This window comes from Chryseobacterium capnotolerans (assembly GCF_021278965.1).
Taxonomy (GTDB): domain Bacteria; phylum Bacteroidota; class Bacteroidia; order Flavobacteriales; family Weeksellaceae; genus Chryseobacterium; species Chryseobacterium capnotolerans.
The window spans coordinates 4,145,754-4,163,186 of record NZ_CP065589.1 but is presented as its reverse complement, the minus strand read 5'-3'; the positions used below and the strand labels follow the sequence as shown (position 1 = coordinate 4,163,186).

The following is a 17,433-nucleotide window of genomic DNA, read 5'->3' as shown; positions in this document are numbered from 1 at the left end:
AACTAAATTAGAAGACAAAAATTAAATATGATTAAGAAAATTGCTCTTGTATGCAGTATGATGTTTGCGGTAAACTCTATAGTATCAGCACAGACTGTTACTACAAAACCGCTTACGATAGGAGAGGTGAAGACGATTAAGTCTAAAACTCTGAATGAAGAAAGAACGCTCAATATCTATCTTCCTCAAAATTTTGATAAAGCAAAAGCGTATCCCATCATCTATCTTTTGGATGGAAGTATGAATGAAGACTTTATCCATGTTACAGGGTTGGTACAGTTCTTTAATCAGATGTATTCCATGCCGGAAACCATTGTGGTAGGAATTGCGAATATAGATAGAAAGAGAGATTTTACATTTCATACAGATTTAAAGGATTTACAGAAAGACTATCCTACAACGGGACATTCAGATAAGTTTATTACTTTTTTTGAAAAGGAATTAAAACCTTATGTTGAAAGTCAGTTTAAGACAACAGAAAAATACCTGTTCGGACAATCTCTCGGAGGGCTTTTAGCAACAGAAATCTTATTGAAGAAACCTGAAATGTTCAATAACTATTTCATCATCAGTCCAAGCTTATGGTGGGATGATGAAAGTCTTTTGAAGCAGGCATCTCAATTACTTTCAAAATCCGGAGATACTAAAAAGTTCGTTTATGTTTCTGTAGGAAAAGGAGAGCATCCTGTGATGATAAAAGACGCAGAAGATTTATTTGATGTTTTGAAAAAAGCAGGAAAGAAAAACTGGACGGTAGACTATAAAATGATGGAAACAGACAATCATGCAACCATTCTTCACAGAAGTTTATACGAAGGATTGGTAAAATTGTTTCCATACCAGGAACCGAAATAGATCATAAGTAAAAAGTAAAAGAATATATGGAAAAACTAAAAAATTATATCTACGGACAATGGATAGAAGGAACCGGAGCCGGAGTTCCTCTATACAACGCTGTAACAGGAGAACAGGTAGCAATTTCTGATACGGAGGGGCTTAATTTCGAACAAGCTCTTGACTACGGTAGAACGGTAGGATATAAAAACCTTTCTTCAATGACATTCTACGACCGTGGAGAAATGTTGAAAAAAGTAGCCCTTTACCTGTTAGAAAGAAAGAAAAAATATTACGAATTATCATATAAAACAGGAGCAACACACGTTGATTCATGGGTAGATATTGAAGGAGGTTTTGGTACTTTCTTTACCTATTCAGGATTAGCAAAAAGAATGCTTCCTAATACTCCGTTTTGGGTAGATGGTGATACTCAGAAGATTTCTGCCAACGGAACTCATTTGGGAACTCACATTCTAACACCTAGTGAAGGAGTTTCTGTACAGATCAACGCTTACAACTTCCCGGTTTGGGGAATGTTAGAAAAGTTATCCACATCATTGTTAGCAGGAGTACCATCTATTGTGAAACCATCTCCTTTCGGATCTTATCTTACAAATGTAGTATTCCAGGATATGATTGAAAGTGGAGTGTTACCAGAAGGAGCTGTGCAATTAGTTTGTGGAGAACCTGGAAATATTCTGGATTATGTTCAGGATGGCGACTCTGTATTGTTCACGGGCTCCGCTACTACAGGAAGAAAGCTGAAATCCCTTCCATCTGTTGCGGGAAATGCCGTTCGTTTCAATATGGAAGCAGACTCATTGAACTGCTCTATTCTTGGATTAGAAGCAAAACCGGGAACTCCGGAATTTGATTTATTCATCAAAGAAGTTCGTAATGAAATGACCACAAAAGCAGGTCAGAAATGTACAGCGATCAGAAGAATTATTGTTCCTGAACATTTAATTGGTGATGTTCAGAATGCTTTATCCAAGGCTTTAGATCAAACAAAAATAGGAAATCCATTAAGCAGAGAGACCAGAATGGGATCTTTGGTGGGAAGACAGCAGTACGATGAAGTTTTAAGAAAAGTAAATATCTTAAAATCAGAAACAGAACTTGTATATGACGGAAAACATGAGTTGGTAGATGCCAGCTATGAAAACGGAGCCTTTATGAGTCCCAAGTTATTCCTTAATGACAAGCCTTTCGAGAAAAACATATCTCATGACGTAGAAGCTTTCGGGCCGGTATCTACATTAATGCCATATAAAGATGCTGAAGAAGCAGCTGCTTTGGCTAAAAGAGGAAAAGGAAGTTTGGTAGGATCTATTGTTTCTCACGATGAAAACTTTATCGCAGAAACCTCATGGAAAATGGCTTCTCAGCACGGTAGAATCTTTGTGTTAAACAGAGATAATGCTAAAGAAAGTACAGGCCACGGCTCACCTCTTCCAACATTAATGCATGGAGGTCCTGGTAGAGCAGGAGGTGGAGAAGAAATGGGCGGATTAAGCGGTCTTCATTTTTTCCTGCAAAAAACAGCTATTCAGGGATCTCCGGATGTATTGAAAGCCATTACTAAAATTTACCAGCAAGGGGCAGAGAAGAAATTCTCAGACAAGCATCCTTTCCAGAAATATTTTGAAGAAGTTGAAGTGGGTGATTCTCTTGAAACAGCAGGAAGAACTGTTACGGATGCAGATATCGTCAACTTCTCAAACGTTTCATGGGATCATTTCTATGCCCATACTGATGCTACAAGCTTAACAGGAACTATTTTCGATAAAACAGTTGCTCACGGTTACTTTATTCTTTCAGCAGCTGCAGGATTATTTGTTTCTGGTAAAAAAGGACCTGTTATTGCCAATTATGGACTAGAAGAATGTAGCTTCTTTAAACCTGTATATGCTGGTGATACCATCACAGTTTATTTAACAGCAAAAGAAAAGATTAACAGAGGAGTAAAAGGAAGAAATATTCCATCTGGTGTTGTGAAATGGCTAGTTGAGGTTATTAATCAAAGAGATGAGGTTGTTTGTGTAGCAACTATTTTAACATTAGTGGCAAAACAATCTCCTTTCATAGATCTTACGGTGAAGAATGTTCAGAAGATTCTAGGTGGATTAACAGAAAGTACTCCTTCACTTTGGGGGAAAATGTCTCCACAGCAAATGATTGAGCATTTAGATCAGGCTGTATTGGTAAGCTTAGGAGAACCTGAAGCAGACAAATGCTTTACTCCTGAAGAACATCTTGAAAAATGGCAGGATTCCCTTTACAATCATAGAGGAATGCCAAAGGATTTTACTGCTCCTTTCTTACCACAAGATGGTTCCCTTCCTGAACTTACTCACAAAAATCTGGAAGCAGCCAAGCAGTCATTCATTGATAATCTGAAAAGATTTGTAGTGTATTACAAAGAAAATCCACAAGCAGAACATCTGAACTTCGTATTCGGAAAACTGAACAAAGAAATGTGGGAGCTGATGCATAAGAAGCATTTTACGCATCACTTCGAACAGTTTGGATTGATTTAATTCAAAATAAAAATACAAAAAAGCAGCATTTTAGAAATAATTTGCTGCTTTTTTATAGGAGTTTAAGGAACCTTGAGTCGTATCAGTTTATTATAGATGGTTTCATTAAAAATGATTAACTTTAGTAGGCGAAATCCGAAAAGCATATAGAGTAGGAGAGAATATCAAAAACTAATTGCTATGGAAAACTTAAAAAAACTTTCAAGAAGTGAATTGAGATCTCTTAAAGGAGCAGGGCCAATATGGAATTGTACTCCTCATTCTTGTCCTCGGGGAACATGTTGTATTCCCGGAAGATGGCCAGACCGATTAGGAGCCTGTGTGATATGTGCAGATTCCTAGTTTAATTAATTTTAAAATTAAATAACATAACAAACAGCAAGTCATCATCATGGCTTGCTGCTTTATTTTATAATCTTTTGTTAAAATCAGAGCCTTGTTTGATGAGGTCGTATTTATTCATTATTTTCAGGTTTAAAATCAATTCAAAAAATAATCATGAACGAAAGTTGGATGAAAAAATGGGAAGAGGTCAAAGACAAATTGATATCTCCTGTAGATATTGAAACCTATTTTACCTTAGATGAAATTATGGATCAAAAGATGGAGACGATGGAAATTGGTAATGTTTCCCTACCATCCGGAAAAGTAATCGTAAGAGATCCTTTGGTATATCTGAATCAGAAAGAGCAGCCTTTTTTTGTTGAGGTTCCCAAAGGAAACTTTCCTGTAACCATTGCTGTAGTAAAACTGGAGGATTGGGGAGATCGATATGCTGCGGCAAAAGTAGAGTTCACTAAGGAAGAGCCGGTGATTTACAGAGAGGCATTAATTGGCATTGAAAATATTGAAGATGCCAATGAAGACGCATTTTTTGGATTTAATGTGGATGCAGGTTTAGCATGCATTACCGACCCTGAAGTAGTTCCTCATGTGGATAAGTTTATTGAAGAATTGGATGTAGAGAATATTTATGACGATTATTTTGCTGAACTGTTTGCAAAAAGTTATCAAGAAAATCCTAAAAATCAAAGAGATCTGGGAGATTGGATTAATTGGACGGTTCCTGGTACAGAATACCAGATTCCAATCTTTGCAAGCGGAGTAGGAGATGGAGTATATCCTGTTTATTTTGCTTATGATGAGCAAGATGAATTATGTGGAGTATACATTCATTTTATTGATATTGAGTTAGAACTATCAGAATATGATGAAGATGAGGAGGATGAAGATGATGAAACTCCGGATTCACCAGATAATTTTGTTTTTCTGAGATAAAACTTACCCATGAATAAAACTTTTGCAGATCAGGTTATTGAATTCAATGAAAACCTGGCCTATTCCGGAAGTCTTCCCGATGGCTTTGAAGTTTTGAATCCGTATCTGGATAATCCGGAGACGATGGAGGTCATGCAAAAGTTTTATCATAAATATTATAATGATTCCCATAAAAGGAAGTTTATGATAGGGATCAATCCCAGCCGGCATGGAGCAGGAATAACAGGAGTTCCGTTTACGGATACCAAACGATTGGAAAGTGTATGCGGAATACAAATGGAATCTGCCTATACTCATGAAGTATCTTCCGTATTTATGTATGATATGATCGCTGATTATGGCGGAGCAGATTTGTTTTATAAAGATATTTATATCAATTCTCCATTTCCGTTGGCGATTGTCAGAAAAACCAAGAATGGCTGGCTCAATGCTAATTATTATGATGATAAAGAACTTTTCCAGGATGTAAAAGATTTTATGATTGATTCTCTGAAAAAACATATCAGCCTGAATCTGGATACTTCAGAAGTATTTGTTCTCGGTAAGAAAAATGCCGAATTTATTTCAAAACTTAATAAAGAAGCTCAGCTCTTTGATAGCATCACTGTTCTGGAGCATCCACGATATATTCAGCAATACAAGTCTAAAGAGAAACAGTTGTATATCGACAAATATATTTTAGCATTAAAAGATAAAAAACAATCCCCTTAATATAATCAAGGGGTGTTGTTGATGAATTAGAATCTTTATGGGAACAAGATCGGATATGAAACTTCTGTATATTAGTTTTTAATAACTTTAGTAGATTCAGCAGCTGTTTTGATAAAATAAACTCCTTTAGGAAGCTCTGAAATACTAATTTCATTCTGTCCTTTCTGAAGCTGAACAGTTTTCAGTATTTTGCCATCAATACTATAGACTTGTGCATCTGAGTTGTAGTCTGCTTTAATAGAAAGCGGTCCGTTGGTTGGATTAGGATAAAGAGTCAAGTTTTTTTGAGTGCTTTTAGTTTCTGAGGTTCCTAATACAATATTACTGTCTTTTACCCACCTAAAACCATCCAGTCCAATGTAATAATAGTTACCTCCAAGAGTAAGCTGAAGTTGGTCAATTACAATGTTGGAGTAGTTTTGTCCATTGAGATTAGTAAGGTCAATAAGGGTATATCCATTCGTCAAACCAAGGCTGGTTGAGAAATTATTGGTTTTTATAGTAGAGAATTTCGTTACTCCACTAAGCTTTCCTGTTATGGTAAGAGAGCCTGTTGCAACAGGATTTGAAAGATCATTAGCGACATACACCCAAAATCTATTTACTTTGAAAAGGTTTGAGGTTGTTTTTATACTGAATGATGGGTTGGGAGTGGCTAGACTTACAAAGTCTGTATTATCAATATATCTGTTGTCAACTGCTGTACCATTCCATCCAGTACCCGGATAAACTCCTATATCGAAAGTAGAAGTATGTGAAATGATATTAAAGACAACTCCGTTGTCAGTAAAACTGCTGCTTCCATTAGATTCAGTTTCAAAAGTCTCTGTACTGGTCTGCCCAAATGAAAAAATTGAAATGAGCAGACTACAGATTGCAAAAATAGTAGTGCTTTTCATGATTTTTGTTTTAAATATTAGGTTATTATATGTATTAATCCCGTGGAGGATAAATGCCTTCAACACAAATGATATAATTTAATCCCAGATAAGGAGGCATATTATTGACCGGAAGATTCTGCCCCGTAAAAGAAATAGATTTTGTATTGATTGCAGTGTTGGGATCTGTATCTATAAAACTGGGTACTGCCTGGAAATTTCTTCCATTTGGAATTCCGGTGATGGCAAGAGAAGATGCCGCTGTAGGGGTAGCTGTATTTGCATTTTGATTCACTATTTTAAGCTGAAATCCAGCTCCAATACTTGGAAGATTCGACTGTAAAAGAGTATTTTGTGTGGTCCCTGCCGTTACACCCAAAGGATAATATTCGTTGGCGTTTACATTTCCAGCCCCAAGAGCCATACGGCCTTTCAGGTTGGGTAATGCAAAAGTGGTAATACCATCTCCACCGTATGTAGTTCCTAATATTGAGAATAGTGCTGAATTTCTTGAAATGCTTATTAAGCTTCCATCACAGAACATCCATCCTCTTGGTGCAAAATTTCCTGCAAATAATTTAACGATTCCAATGTACTCTTCCATGGTATATATTTTTTTAGCCTTTAATTTCTTACTCTATTGATGGCTTTTCAGATTCCGCCGTTAAGTGATTTATTTTCTTATCCAAAGGAACAACTAATAAAAAGGCAGTACTAGAGTAGAAAATACCAAATTAAAGACTCCGTATTTCTACGTAAAGAGATATTCTTCCATCATTAAGGTGGGAATTATGTATTTAAAATAAAACAATCCGTAAATATTTGCTCAATAATAACTTCCAACCTCCCTTTTCCAGCTTCCAGCCTGAAAAATAGCATGAATTTCTCCTCTTTAAGTTTCTCCAAAAGCACTGTATTTAGTATTTTTGTAAGAATCCAATAAAAATTAAAATGAACGAATTCGTTGTATCAGAAATCAAAAATAATATTGCCGAAATTACTTTCGGAACCCCAAAAAGTAATGCTCTTCCAGGAGCTATTTTAGAAAAACTGGCTCAAACTATCCTTGATGAAGGCGCTAAAGATGAGGTTAAAGCAATCTTGGTAAAAAGCGAAGGAGAGAAAGCATTCTGCGCAGGAGCAAGCTTTGATGAACTTCTTGCGATAGAAGAACTGGAAGCTTCTACAAAATTTTTCGGAGGTTTTGCTAAAGTACTGAACGCAATGAGAAATTGCGGAAAGATTGTGGTGGTAAGAGTTCAGGGAAAAACAACCGGCGGCGGAGTAGGAATTGCCTGTGGTGCTGATTACTGTTTTGCAACAAAAGATTCTGCATTGGCACTTACAGAAATCAATTTAGGAATCGGACCTTTCGTCATCGGACCTTACGTAGAAAGAAAGATCGGAAAATCACAATTCTCAGCAATGGCTATTGATGCTGATTTCAGATCTGCTGAATGGGCAGAACAGCATAATGTATATCATTCCGTTTCAGATAACATCCAGGAAATGGATGAAAAGCTTGAGAAGTTCTTACAAACCCTAGCTTCCAGAAGCAGTGATGCTCTGGCATTGATTAAGAAGGTTTCATGGGAAGGTACAGACCATTTCAATGAACTGATGCCAGCGAGAATTCATATGAGTGCCAGCCTTATTTTAGAAGATTCTGCAAAAAAGAATATTGAAGCCATTAAAGAAAGACTGAGAGCAAAATAGTTTTTTGTTCTTCAAAATATTCAGCCGCTGATCACTTCAGCGGCTTTTTTGATCCTTATTCTCAAAATGGACAAGAGAAAGAATCTCCTTGCTGTACTTAAAATATGTTACCATTACTTTTGTTCCGGTTTCATATAGATCAGATAATCTTAAAGTTAAAAATTATAAGACTAGGCTGATAAAAAAAATCATTATAAATAAAAAAAATATTTTGATGAGTAAAAAAAAATTATAACTTTGTAATTCAAAGTTCTTTTTATGGATTCGAAAAATTATCACGAAGATTTATCCCATATCCGTTCCATGATGGAGCGGTCTTCCAGATTTATTTCTTTAAGCGGTCTCTCCGGAGTGGTAGCTGGTGTAGTGGCGCTTTTAGGTGCTGGGTATGCCTATTTTGCTATGGAGAGTAAAAAAATGGAATACATCAATGGAGGGAGATTGAGCTTCACCCATGCATTGGTGCAAGAGCTAATCATTACCGGATTGGTAGTTCTGGTTGTTGCTGTTTTCAGTGGATACATTTTTACAGCCAATAAAAGTAAAAAGAAAGGATTAAAGATCTGGGATGCCACTACCAAGCGACTTTTAGTTACCTTTGCAGTCCCGTTAGCGGCCGGAGGGATCTTTTGTACAGCCCTTATATACCATCATTTAATAGTATGGGTAGCGCCTACGACATTGATATTCTATGGGTTGGGCCTGGTAAGTGCTGAGAGATACACTTTACCGGATATAAAATACCTGGGATATTGTGAGGTGATCCTTGGATTATTTTCCTTGTTTTTTCTGGGATGGGGATTATTTTTCTGGGCTGTAGGTTTTGGTATTTTACATATAGTTTATGGTCTTATCATGCATAAGAAATATAAATAGGAATGTCTAAAATCTCTAAATATATTTTTATTGGCCTAGTCGGAATTTTAGGACTTATTGTTATAATTGGAATTACTTTTATAGTAATGATAACCATAGCTTTTGGAACTTTTGATAAAGATTATTCTGTTACAGAGCTTGAAGAAGAATATATTGAGAATAAAGCTGAAATAGATGATTTGATTCAATACTATTATAAAATCAAACCTTCTGATAAAATGGTTGATATAGAGTTTAAAAATGATAAAGTTTTGGAGAGGATAACAATTACTTCTCTCAATGATAATCAACTAACCTACCAAAATTGGGATATAAATGTTTCTGATGTAACAAAATCAAAATTAAAGTTTGAGTTGAACTGGTCAGAAGATGAGATTAAAACGTTAAAAGAAAAGCTGGACAAAGCAAATTGTATTTCCATTAAAGATGGAGAACCTGTTAAATTAGGTTTTAAGAGAAGTGGTTTAGGAATGTATTCTTTTAATGTTTTTCAAAAAAAGTTATACAGACAGAAATGGTTTTAATGATGGTTGCCAGTACATATTAATAAATAATAATCTGGCTCTTGAATATGGAGGCGGAGCTATAGGGATGCAATGTTTTCCCAAAAAATAAATTAAAAATGATCAAAATTAGTCAACTCAATAAAGAATTTGAAAGTCGTGTAAGACTGGGCATTATGTCTGTTCTTATGGTAAACGACTGGGTTGATTTCTCTGAAATGAAAGGATTGCTGGAAATTACAGATGGAAATCTTGCCAGCCACAGTAATGCTCTTGAAAAAGTGGGCTATATTGAAGTGAAAAAAGAATTTGTAGGGAAGAAACCTAAAACTTCTTATCGCGTTACACAAAGTGGGAGACAGGCTTTTACAGATCATCTGGATGCCCTGGAAAAACTATTGGGACGATAGTCCTATATTTTTTGAATTTTTACTTTGTGTTTCAAAGTTCTTTGTTTTAAAATAACAATAATGAATAGAAAAACATTTTTAAAAAAGATACTACAGGTTTCAGTGTTGGGAACTGTCCCAGGATTGTATTCATGGCAGGTAGAACCATTTTGGGTTGAATTTGTCCAAAGAAAACTTCTTGTGAAAAACTTACCTAAAGCATTGGATGGAAAAATACTGATGCAGATTTCGGATTTGCATGTAGGAGCAAGATTTGACTGGAATTTTTTAATTGACTCTTTTCAAAAGGCCAAAGAATATCAACCAGATTTTGTAGTGTACACAGGAGATTTTGTAAATCGTGGAACTCCCCAGGAACAGGCAGATTTAAGAAAAGTAATGGAAAACTGTGTGCTGGGTACTTCAGCAACTTTTGGAATCTTAGGAAACCATGATTACGGGGAGAATTGGAATGATTCAGAATGTTCGGAGGAAGTGTGTGATACGTTAAGTAATTCAGGAATTACAATGCTCAGAAATGCTCAGGCTGAAAGCCGTGGATTAAATTTTATAGGCTTTGAAGACCTATGGTCGCCCCATTTTCAACCTTTAGAAGCGATGACAAACTATGATCCATCTAAAGCCAATATTGTGCTTTGTCATAATCCTGATGCTTGTGATCTGGATATATGGAATGGCTACCAGGGCTGGATTTTAAGTGGGCATACCCATGGCGGGCAATGCAGGATTCCCGGAATTATCACCCCCATACTTCCGGTGAAAAACAAAAAATATGTATCCGGAGAGATTGATCTGAAAGATGGAAGAATGTTGTATATCAATCGTGCCCTCGGACATTCTTTCCAAGTAAGATTTATGGTTCGCCCCGAAATTACTGTTTTTACATTAACTCAAGCTTAAATAATTAATTAAATGGAAGACAAAGAAATCATCAATCTCGGAAAATCTATATTCGGAGTCTTTTTTGTGTTGGGAAGTATCTTTCTTTTAGGAGCGATAATAACCAAGGAAGGAGGTTTTGCTGGAGCAGGTTATATGCTGGTTTATTTCGGAGTGCCGGTAAATATATTGTGTGTTTTATCTTTTTTGATTTACGGTATAATATATCGGTCAAAATTTTTAGCCTGCTTAAAGGCAGTTGGTATACTCTTAATCAATATTCCCATTGCAACTCTGTATGGGGCAATAGGGAACTGTTTATTTAATTAAATTATTCTAATGATGTCAGAAAGAAATATTTTAAACTTAGGAAAAGCCATATTCGGACTGTTCTTCCTCGCAGGGAATATTTGTTTTTTGGGATATATCCTTACAAAAGAATTCAAATTCGCAGACTTTGGTTTTTTGCTACTCATTTATGGATCCATATTCAATCTTCTGGTTTTAGCAGGTCTCATGCTCTATGGAATGATCAACAAGCTCAAACGTAAAACCTGTTTTCAATCTGCAGGATATCTTTTGTGGAATATTCCCATTGCCGCTCTTTATACCATCATAGGGTGGAATCTAATCTTTTAAATACATAACACTATGAAAAAAATACGCGTTCAGTTTCTGCTTTTTGTGTACGATAAAACTCAAAAACTCTACAGAAAATACTTTAAAAAGAAAAAGAGACAATGGCAGTTCAATGAAAGACAGTTGCTGGAGTTTCAGGAAGATTCGTTAGGAAGGAAATTAGGGGAATTCTATCATAAACATGGGTTTTCAATGATTCCCAAAATGGAAAATCATGATGTTCATCATCTGATTACTGATTGTGGAACCAACTTCGAAGATGAAATTGCGATGCAATATCTTTTACTTGGAAACGGAAAGCTCAATGCTCATCTTTTAGCAGCTGTTGTACTGGGAACCTTTATCCTGCCTGAATATTTGAAGATATATATGAAAGCCTATCGAAAAGGGCAAACGATGAGAGCCTTCCACGAATGGGATTTCGAAGGTCTGCTTTGGCAGAATTTTGAACACCTGAAAGATTTTATCCAACAGAAAGATACAGTTGTTTTACATTAAACGCACGTGACATGGAAAATATAAAGTTTAGCCCTGCCGGAAAATATACTTTTCTTATTTCTTTCGGTCTTGGTACATTTTTGTTTTTATTATTTTTTATCACCAAAAATGAGGACTTGCTGGTTTGTGGGTTGATCTATGTAATTTTTGCAATACCTGTGAACATGACAGTACTTTTATATGAGTTGCTTCATTTCCTGATGGATATTTCTGAAAGAAAAGGTTCGGGAAACTCTGTTCTCCTTTTGCTGGCAAATATTCCAATCGCAGCAATATATCTTCTTATTATTTTCAATTTTTCATAATCTAATTTTTAAATATTTATTATCATGAAAACACATCACTATATATTTCTAACAACAGCCCTTTTTGTAGTCCTGTTCTATGATCAGGACATGGGGCTGAATTTTGGAATCCTTGGAATTTTATATGCAATTCTGAATTTCTTTAAAACTCCTCAAAAAAAGAAAACCAGAGTATTTTATTTGCTTACAGGGACAAGTATACTTTCGGGGATTGCATTTGCTTGGTATGGAGATTTTCCGTCATTCCTGGCAGTAGCAAGTTCACTGCTTTTATTAGCTTATAAATCGAGAAACAGGAAAATGAAAATCCTTTTTTTAATTCCTGTTTTTATCACCAATGGCTGTACTTCAATATGCAGGGTATTTATGCTGGATAAATGGCTGCCTCAAAGAAATGTTCCCGGAATGTGGCAGAAGATCGTGGCCTTTGTGCTCATTCCACTCATTCTTATCTCTGTTTTCTTTGGGATTTATGCCGCTGGGAGTGATCATTTTGCCGCACTTTTCACAGATTATGAACTGGATATCAATCTTTGGCAGATCTTCTGTCTTACTGTTTTAGGATTCTTTATTGCTTTTAATTTCTGGAATTTTGCTGTTGAAAAACTGATTTACAAGAATCATCATTATTTAGATAACGACTTTCAGAAAAGCGCTCAGGAGCCTAAGGCAACTTATTCTTTTCTTGATCTGAATGCGGAAAGGGCGAGTGGAGTAGTATCTTTCTTTTGTCTGAATATTTTGTTGATATTCTTCATCATCACCTATAATTATGAACAGTTTTATGAAGTTTCAAAAACACCGGTTCAGCTTTCAGAAGAAACTCATGAGCGTGTCAATGCAGTGATTATGTCTATTGTGATGGCTATTCTGGTGATCATGTTCTACTTTAAATCAGGTTTCAATTTTGATTCCAAAGCAAAGCTGCTGAAAATTTTAGCTAAAGTATGGATTGTGTTGAATGCTGTTCTAATTCTCTCTGCCGCAGCCAAAAACTACGAATATATTGTTAATTATGCCTTTACATATAAGAGACTGGGCGTTTTTGCATTCCTTCTTTTAGCTCTGGTGGGACTTGGTTTAACTTTTATGAAAATTCAAAAACAAAAAAGAAACGCTTTCCTTTTCAATACCATGGCGTGGTACCTTTATGGGACGATTCTGATTTGCAGCTATATCAACTGGGGAGGGTTCATCACTTCTCAGAATATGAAACGTAACGATTTTGCGGTTAATTACCATTTTGGTTCAGTTAATTTTAGTGAAAAGAGTCTTATGAAATATGCGGAAGAAAAGAATGATCAAAAGCTTAAAAGAGATCTTCAGAACAAAATTAAAGTAGAAAAGTCGAAACCTTTCCTTTCAAAGATCATCTATTATCAAACCATCAACTAATAAGAAAATAGGATGAAAAAGTTAATGGAATCTCCACGGTTTAAAATAAATGTATTATTGGTATTCATGACCTTATTCTGCTTCAGCCTTTCCCTTTTCAGATATTACATCAGTGAAACAAAGGTGTTTTTCTTCCTCAATTGGAACCTATTTCTGGCATGGATCCCTTTGTTTCTGAGTACTTTTATCTTGGCATTCAATATTAAAAGTAAAATATCCATTGCTGCAATTATTATAGTCTGGATTTTATTTTTTCCCAACTCACCCTATATCCTGACTGATCTTTTTCATTTAAAAGCAAGAAACACTATACCGATCTGGTATGATCTGATTGTGATACTTTCCTATGCGTGGACAGGCCTTATCTGTGGCTTTTTAAGCCTTAATGATATTGAAAAACTTCTGTCCGGTTATAGTAAACAAAGAATGATTAATGGCATTGTAGTCCTCTTTCTTTTTATGAGCAGCTTTGGAGTTTATCTGGGAAGATTTCTGAGATGGAACAGTTGGGACGTTTTGAATAATCCTTTCGGCCTATTCAATGATATTGTAGTGCGTTTTATCTCTCCGCTTGAATATACAAAAACCTGGGGCGTCACCCTTTTGATGGGGATCATGCTCAATTTTATGTATTTCACTTTTAAGTTGATTAGGAGTAATAATGAAAATATTCTTCGATCTGAAAAAACCACCATTTAAAAGAGTTGGAACAATTTTAGCATTTAAAAAAACCGATTAACCAGGATTGACTAGAAAATGGAATGCAATGGGATATTTCAAAAAAATATTACTTCGGATGTATGGTAAATTGTAATAACTTCCATCTCCCTGCCTCCAGCTTCCTCTCTTTTCTTCCTTAAAATTAATTATTATGAAAAAAAAGCTTATTGTTAATTCCATTGATTATAATTTCATGTAAAAAAGATCCTGCTGTGACAGATGTATCTCAAAAGGATTCAGCCATTGTAACAGAAATGCCGGACTCAGTTTATAAAGCAGATTCTTCAGCATTGAGAAAAAAGATTCAATTATTAACAATGCTCCTGCTACCAAGGATGTTTTACGTAAAGGAGTGATGAGAAGTGAAAAAGAAGGGCAGATTGTAAGAACAGCAGATGCATCTCAGCTTCCTTTTACATTGGGAGAAGAATTCAAAAATGATGATCAGGAAATGATTTTAAAACTGACCAACTTTGAACAGTCTACTATTAAAGCAAAAATTTCAACAAAAGAAAAATATTTCAATATCAGATTCAATCAAATAAAACTTCCCAATGGAAATTATGATGGGCCATTCGGAAGAGAGCTGACTTATGAAATTCCTGAGAAAGGTGAAGTATGGCTGATCATTGGGAAAAGTAATATGGCCTCCGGAAATACCAAAGGTCATTTTACCGTAAGCATTGAGTAAGGAAAATCAATTTGGTACAGTTTCTGCAAATTAATACCTGAAGTTTAAATTTAAAAATTATGAAAAATATAGTTCTAACAGCAATGGCCGTCTCAGCTGTACTTGTAAGTTGCGGAACCGTACAGTCGCTGGTTCAGAATACATTTCCCTATACAACGAATGTTTTAGTTTCTACGGGGGTTCCTGCGGATAAAGAAGTTTCCTCAACAGCAACTGCTGCCAATGTACAAACCTGGTTTGGGGGAAATAATAACGCACAGATTAAAGATGTAAGAATTTCAGATGCGAAAATTTCTGTAGCATCTCCTTCAGGCGGAAATCTAAGTGCATTTAAAACGATTAAGATATATGTTTCATCCAGTGGAACAGGGGAGAGGCTGATTGCGTCCCGTTCTAACATATCTACCAATTCATCCAGCATGAGTTTAGATTTGAATGATACAGGATTCCTGGATAGCATTGTAAAAAGCTCAGGACTTACTGTAAGAACAGTGTATGAGCTGAAGAACCAGACTTCTTCGGATATGAATATTAAAGTAGCCCTTAATTTCAGCAGCGTTCCTGCGAAATAATTGTTATAAAAGTTAAGACAAAAAAACTCCTTTCAGCAATGAAAGAAGTTTTTTTGTTTTGAATTGAAGGATGGAAGTGATCAAAGTTATAAAGAATAGCAATAGTATTTTTTGATTTTACAAAAACTACTTTATCTTACTTATAGTCACAGAACAACTAAAAGTAACTTCCCACTTCATTCTTCCATCTTCCCGCCTCTTCACTATAATTTAGTAAACTTCTCTACCACCCGTCTCGTTCCTTCATTGATATTAATGATATACTGACCAGTAGGAAGATTTGAAATATTAATTCTTTCACCGGAAGCAACCATACTTTTTATCACTGATCTTCCATACATATTGATAATTTCAATGTCCAGTTTTTTATCTTCGCTAGCTTGAATAGCGATATAGCCGCTGGATGGATTAGGATAAATTTTCACTTCCAAAGCAGGTAAGGCTTTGGCGGAAGCTGTAGATTTACCTTCCAGTTGTAAAATGGCATTTCTTACATTTGGAAGTGGACCAATTTTTTTATTCACATCAGTTCCTCCCTGTGGAATTCCTGTAGAAACCAAAAGATTTCTCATAGCAGCCGGACTTAAATTCTGTCCTGTAGTCTGACGGTAAAAAGCCTGAATCAGTACCGCTGCAGAAGCTACTGTAGGCGTTGCAGAACTGGTTCCGCTGAAATAATTGTAAGTTCTGTTATTATCATTGTCATACTTTGCATACGATCCATATCCTGCAGCCAGAACGCTGCTTCCCCACCCTTGTACATCCACTCTGCTTCCATAAGTACTGAAGCTTTGTTTTGAATGAGTAGTATTAGGAGTTCCGGCTCCTACAATGATGGCGCCGCTGTTTCCTCTGGATCTGTACATTGCATAGAAAGGTTCATCAAGGTCCTGATTCCCATTTCCTGCTGCCGCAATGATGATGATCCCTGAATCTGTCGCTGCTTTTGTAAGATCCCATATCACACTGTCATATTCAGCAGGACAATATTGGCCGTCTTTTCCACCAGTCTGCATTTCATATAAAATGATATCTCCGGCTTGTGAGGCATTAATGGATCTGCTTACCGCTGAAGCTCTGTTATATCCAACAGTGGTCCATTCCATATAGCCTTTTATTTCTGAAGCATTGTAAACAGCTCCAGTAAGGCCGATATTATCTTTTATAGACCCTAAAATACTTACAACAGCTGTTCCGTGATCCCGGTAATTATTGTTCGCTAATCCTGAATTAGGAGAATATCCAGGTTCTAGCTGAATGGAGTTCTGATTCGCTAGCATTTCGTGAGTTTTGTAGAAACCATATTCCACATCGCGGATACGGATGTTTTGTCCGGTAATTCCTCTTGACCATGCGTATTTTGCATTGATTCCCGGATTGTCATTCAGATACATTTGAAGATTTTCGAGATCAGGTGTTGCTACAAACATGTTGACAAGAGGTGGTTCAACAGGAGTACTGCTCATCACAGATACATATTCTATTTCAGGAAATTTTTCAAGAGCTTGAGTAAGTCTTTGAAAAGTATCAGCATTTTGAACAGGAACATCCGCTTTGAATATCCTTTTCAGTTTTTGAACAGACTCTCCGGAATTTCCGTTCAATCTGCTGCTAGCGATCATTTCATTGATCTTTTCATTGCTAAAACCTAGATCATAAGTAAATGATATTCTATTTTCCTTCACAAATCTTTCCAGTTCAGGATTTTTACTAAGTGCATCTTTTTCTGAAGAGATACCTTTTGCAAAACATACATAGATCAGATCGTTTTGCGGAACACTGCGATCTGATGGAGATTGTGCAAATGAAAGGAAAAAACAGAATACAAAGAGAATAAGGAATTTGATTTTTGTTTTCATATTATTTTTGTTAAATGGTTGTGAATAAATTTGGATAATATCAAAAATAATAATAAAATGAAAACAAATCACGTTTTTGTGAATTTATTTTTCAACAACTTGTTTATGTCTTTATCTAAAGGGAAT

At 35.7% G+C, this 17,433-nt stretch carries 21 protein-coding genes; 18 read left to right on the top strand and 3 right to left on the bottom strand.

The annotated features are described in order from the left end of the window. The first annotated feature begins 27 nt into the window (after positions 1–27). The 5 genes from H5J24_RS20005 (at position 28) to H5J24_RS19985 (ending at position 5,366) form a co-directional block, all read left to right on the top strand. The gene (locus H5J24_RS20005) at positions 28–855 is read left to right on the top strand and encodes an alpha/beta hydrolase (RefSeq protein ID WP_068938888.1); all 828 of its coding nucleotides are present in this window, start codon (positions 28–30) and stop codon (positions 853–855) included. Positions 856–881: 26 nt separating this feature from the next. Continuing rightward, complete coding sequence (gene paaZ, locus H5J24_RS20000) at positions 882–3,377, top strand: phenylacetic acid degradation bifunctional protein PaaZ (protein WP_068938890.1); 2,496 nt, start codon at positions 882–884, stop codon at positions 3,375–3,377. Positions 3,378–3,557: 180 nt separating this feature from the next. Further along, entirely contained in the window at positions 3,558–3,719 is a 162-nt protein-coding gene (locus H5J24_RS19995) for a bacteriocin-like protein (protein ID WP_167386942.1), read from the top strand. Between the two features lie 156 nt (positions 3,720–3,875). Continuing rightward, complete coding sequence (locus H5J24_RS19990; protein WP_068938892.1) at positions 3,876–4,655, top strand: DUF4241 domain-containing protein; 780 nt, start codon at positions 3,876–3,878, stop codon at positions 4,653–4,655. 9 nt (positions 4,656–4,664) lie between these two features. Continuing rightward, positions 4,665–5,366: an SMUG2 DNA glycosylase family protein gene (locus tag H5J24_RS19985; RefSeq protein ID WP_068938894.1), complete on the top strand. Its 702-nt coding sequence runs from the start codon at positions 4,665–4,667 to the stop codon at positions 5,364–5,366. A gap of 71 nt (positions 5,367–5,437) precedes the next feature. Here the strand turns inward: H5J24_RS19985 and H5J24_RS19980 are convergent, their stop codons facing one another. Both H5J24_RS19980 and H5J24_RS19975 read right to left on the bottom strand, forming a co-directional pair. Continuing rightward, positions 5,438–6,265, bottom strand: a complete 828-nt coding sequence (locus H5J24_RS19980; RefSeq protein WP_068938896.1) for a T9SS type A sorting domain-containing protein — start codon at positions 6,263–6,265, stop codon at positions 5,438–5,440. Between the two features lie 34 nt (positions 6,266–6,299). Then, positions 6,300–6,848, bottom strand: coding sequence for a phage tail protein (locus H5J24_RS19975; protein ID WP_068938898.1), 549 nt, complete (start codon positions 6,846–6,848; stop codon positions 6,300–6,302). A 347-nt stretch (positions 6,849–7,195) separates the two neighbouring features. Between H5J24_RS19975 and H5J24_RS19970 the strand changes: the two genes are divergently transcribed. The 13 genes from H5J24_RS19970 (at position 7,196) to H5J24_RS19910 (ending at position 15,448) form a co-directional block, all read left to right on the top strand. Then, complete coding sequence (locus tag H5J24_RS19970; protein WP_068938900.1) at positions 7,196–7,960, top strand: enoyl-CoA hydratase/isomerase family protein; 765 nt, start codon at positions 7,196–7,198, stop codon at positions 7,958–7,960. A gap of 258 nt (positions 7,961–8,218) precedes the next feature. Continuing rightward, positions 8,219–8,836, top strand: coding sequence for a hypothetical protein (locus H5J24_RS19965; protein ID WP_068938902.1), 618 nt, complete (start codon positions 8,219–8,221; stop codon positions 8,834–8,836). Between the two features lie 2 nt (positions 8,837–8,838). Next, positions 8,839–9,360 carry a hypothetical protein gene (locus H5J24_RS19960; RefSeq protein WP_232815807.1) on the top strand — a complete coding sequence of 174 codons (522 nt, stop codon included), beginning with the start codon at positions 8,839–8,841 and terminating at the stop codon, positions 9,358–9,360. A gap of 98 nt (positions 9,361–9,458) precedes the next feature. Beyond that, complete coding sequence (locus tag H5J24_RS19955; RefSeq protein WP_045492574.1) at positions 9,459–9,749, top strand: winged helix-turn-helix domain-containing protein; 291 nt, start codon at positions 9,459–9,461, stop codon at positions 9,747–9,749. A gap of 60 nt (positions 9,750–9,809) precedes the next feature. Beyond that, positions 9,810–10,649 (top strand): metallophosphoesterase, encoded by an 840-nt coding sequence (locus H5J24_RS19950; RefSeq protein ID WP_068938906.1) that lies wholly within the window; start codon positions 9,810–9,812, stop codon positions 10,647–10,649. Between the two features lie 12 nt (positions 10,650–10,661). Then, positions 10,662–10,958, top strand: coding sequence for a hypothetical protein (locus tag H5J24_RS19945; protein ID WP_068938908.1), 297 nt, complete (start codon positions 10,662–10,664; stop codon positions 10,956–10,958). Positions 10,959–10,967: 9 nt separating this feature from the next. Further along, positions 10,968–11,267, top strand: coding sequence for a hypothetical protein (locus tag H5J24_RS19940; RefSeq protein ID WP_228407544.1), 300 nt, complete (start codon positions 10,968–10,970; stop codon positions 11,265–11,267). Between the two features lie 12 nt (positions 11,268–11,279). Continuing rightward, positions 11,280–11,765, top strand: a complete 486-nt coding sequence (locus H5J24_RS19935; protein ID WP_068938912.1) for a Coq4 family protein — start codon at positions 11,280–11,282, stop codon at positions 11,763–11,765. Between the two features lie 11 nt (positions 11,766–11,776). Further along, a complete protein-coding gene (locus H5J24_RS19930; protein WP_068938914.1) occupies positions 11,777–12,070 on the top strand; it encodes a hypothetical protein in 294 nt (97 codons plus the stop codon). 24 nt (positions 12,071–12,094) lie between these two features. Next, positions 12,095–13,465: a DUF4153 domain-containing protein gene (locus H5J24_RS19925; protein ID WP_068938916.1), complete on the top strand. Its 1,371-nt coding sequence runs from the start codon at positions 12,095–12,097 to the stop codon at positions 13,463–13,465. A 12-nt stretch (positions 13,466–13,477) separates the two neighbouring features. Continuing rightward, positions 13,478–14,164: a DUF1361 domain-containing protein gene (locus H5J24_RS19920; RefSeq protein ID WP_068938918.1), complete on the top strand. Its 687-nt coding sequence runs from the start codon at positions 13,478–13,480 to the stop codon at positions 14,162–14,164. Between the two features lie 376 nt (positions 14,165–14,540). Beyond that, on the top strand, positions 14,541–14,876 hold the full coding sequence (locus H5J24_RS19915) for a hypothetical protein (RefSeq protein ID WP_232815806.1): 336 nt from the start codon (positions 14,541–14,543) through the stop codon (positions 14,874–14,876). A 59-nt stretch (positions 14,877–14,935) separates the two neighbouring features. Continuing rightward, positions 14,936–15,448, top strand: coding sequence for a hypothetical protein (locus H5J24_RS19910; protein WP_068938922.1), 513 nt, complete (start codon positions 14,936–14,938; stop codon positions 15,446–15,448). Positions 15,449–15,651: 203 nt separating this feature from the next. Here H5J24_RS19910 and H5J24_RS19905 read toward each other — a convergent pair whose 3' ends face one another. Beyond that, complete coding sequence (locus tag H5J24_RS19905; RefSeq protein ID WP_068938924.1) at positions 15,652–17,307, bottom strand: S8/S53 family peptidase; 1,656 nt, start codon at positions 17,305–17,307, stop codon at positions 15,652–15,654. Positions 17,308–17,433 lie beyond the last annotated feature (126 nt).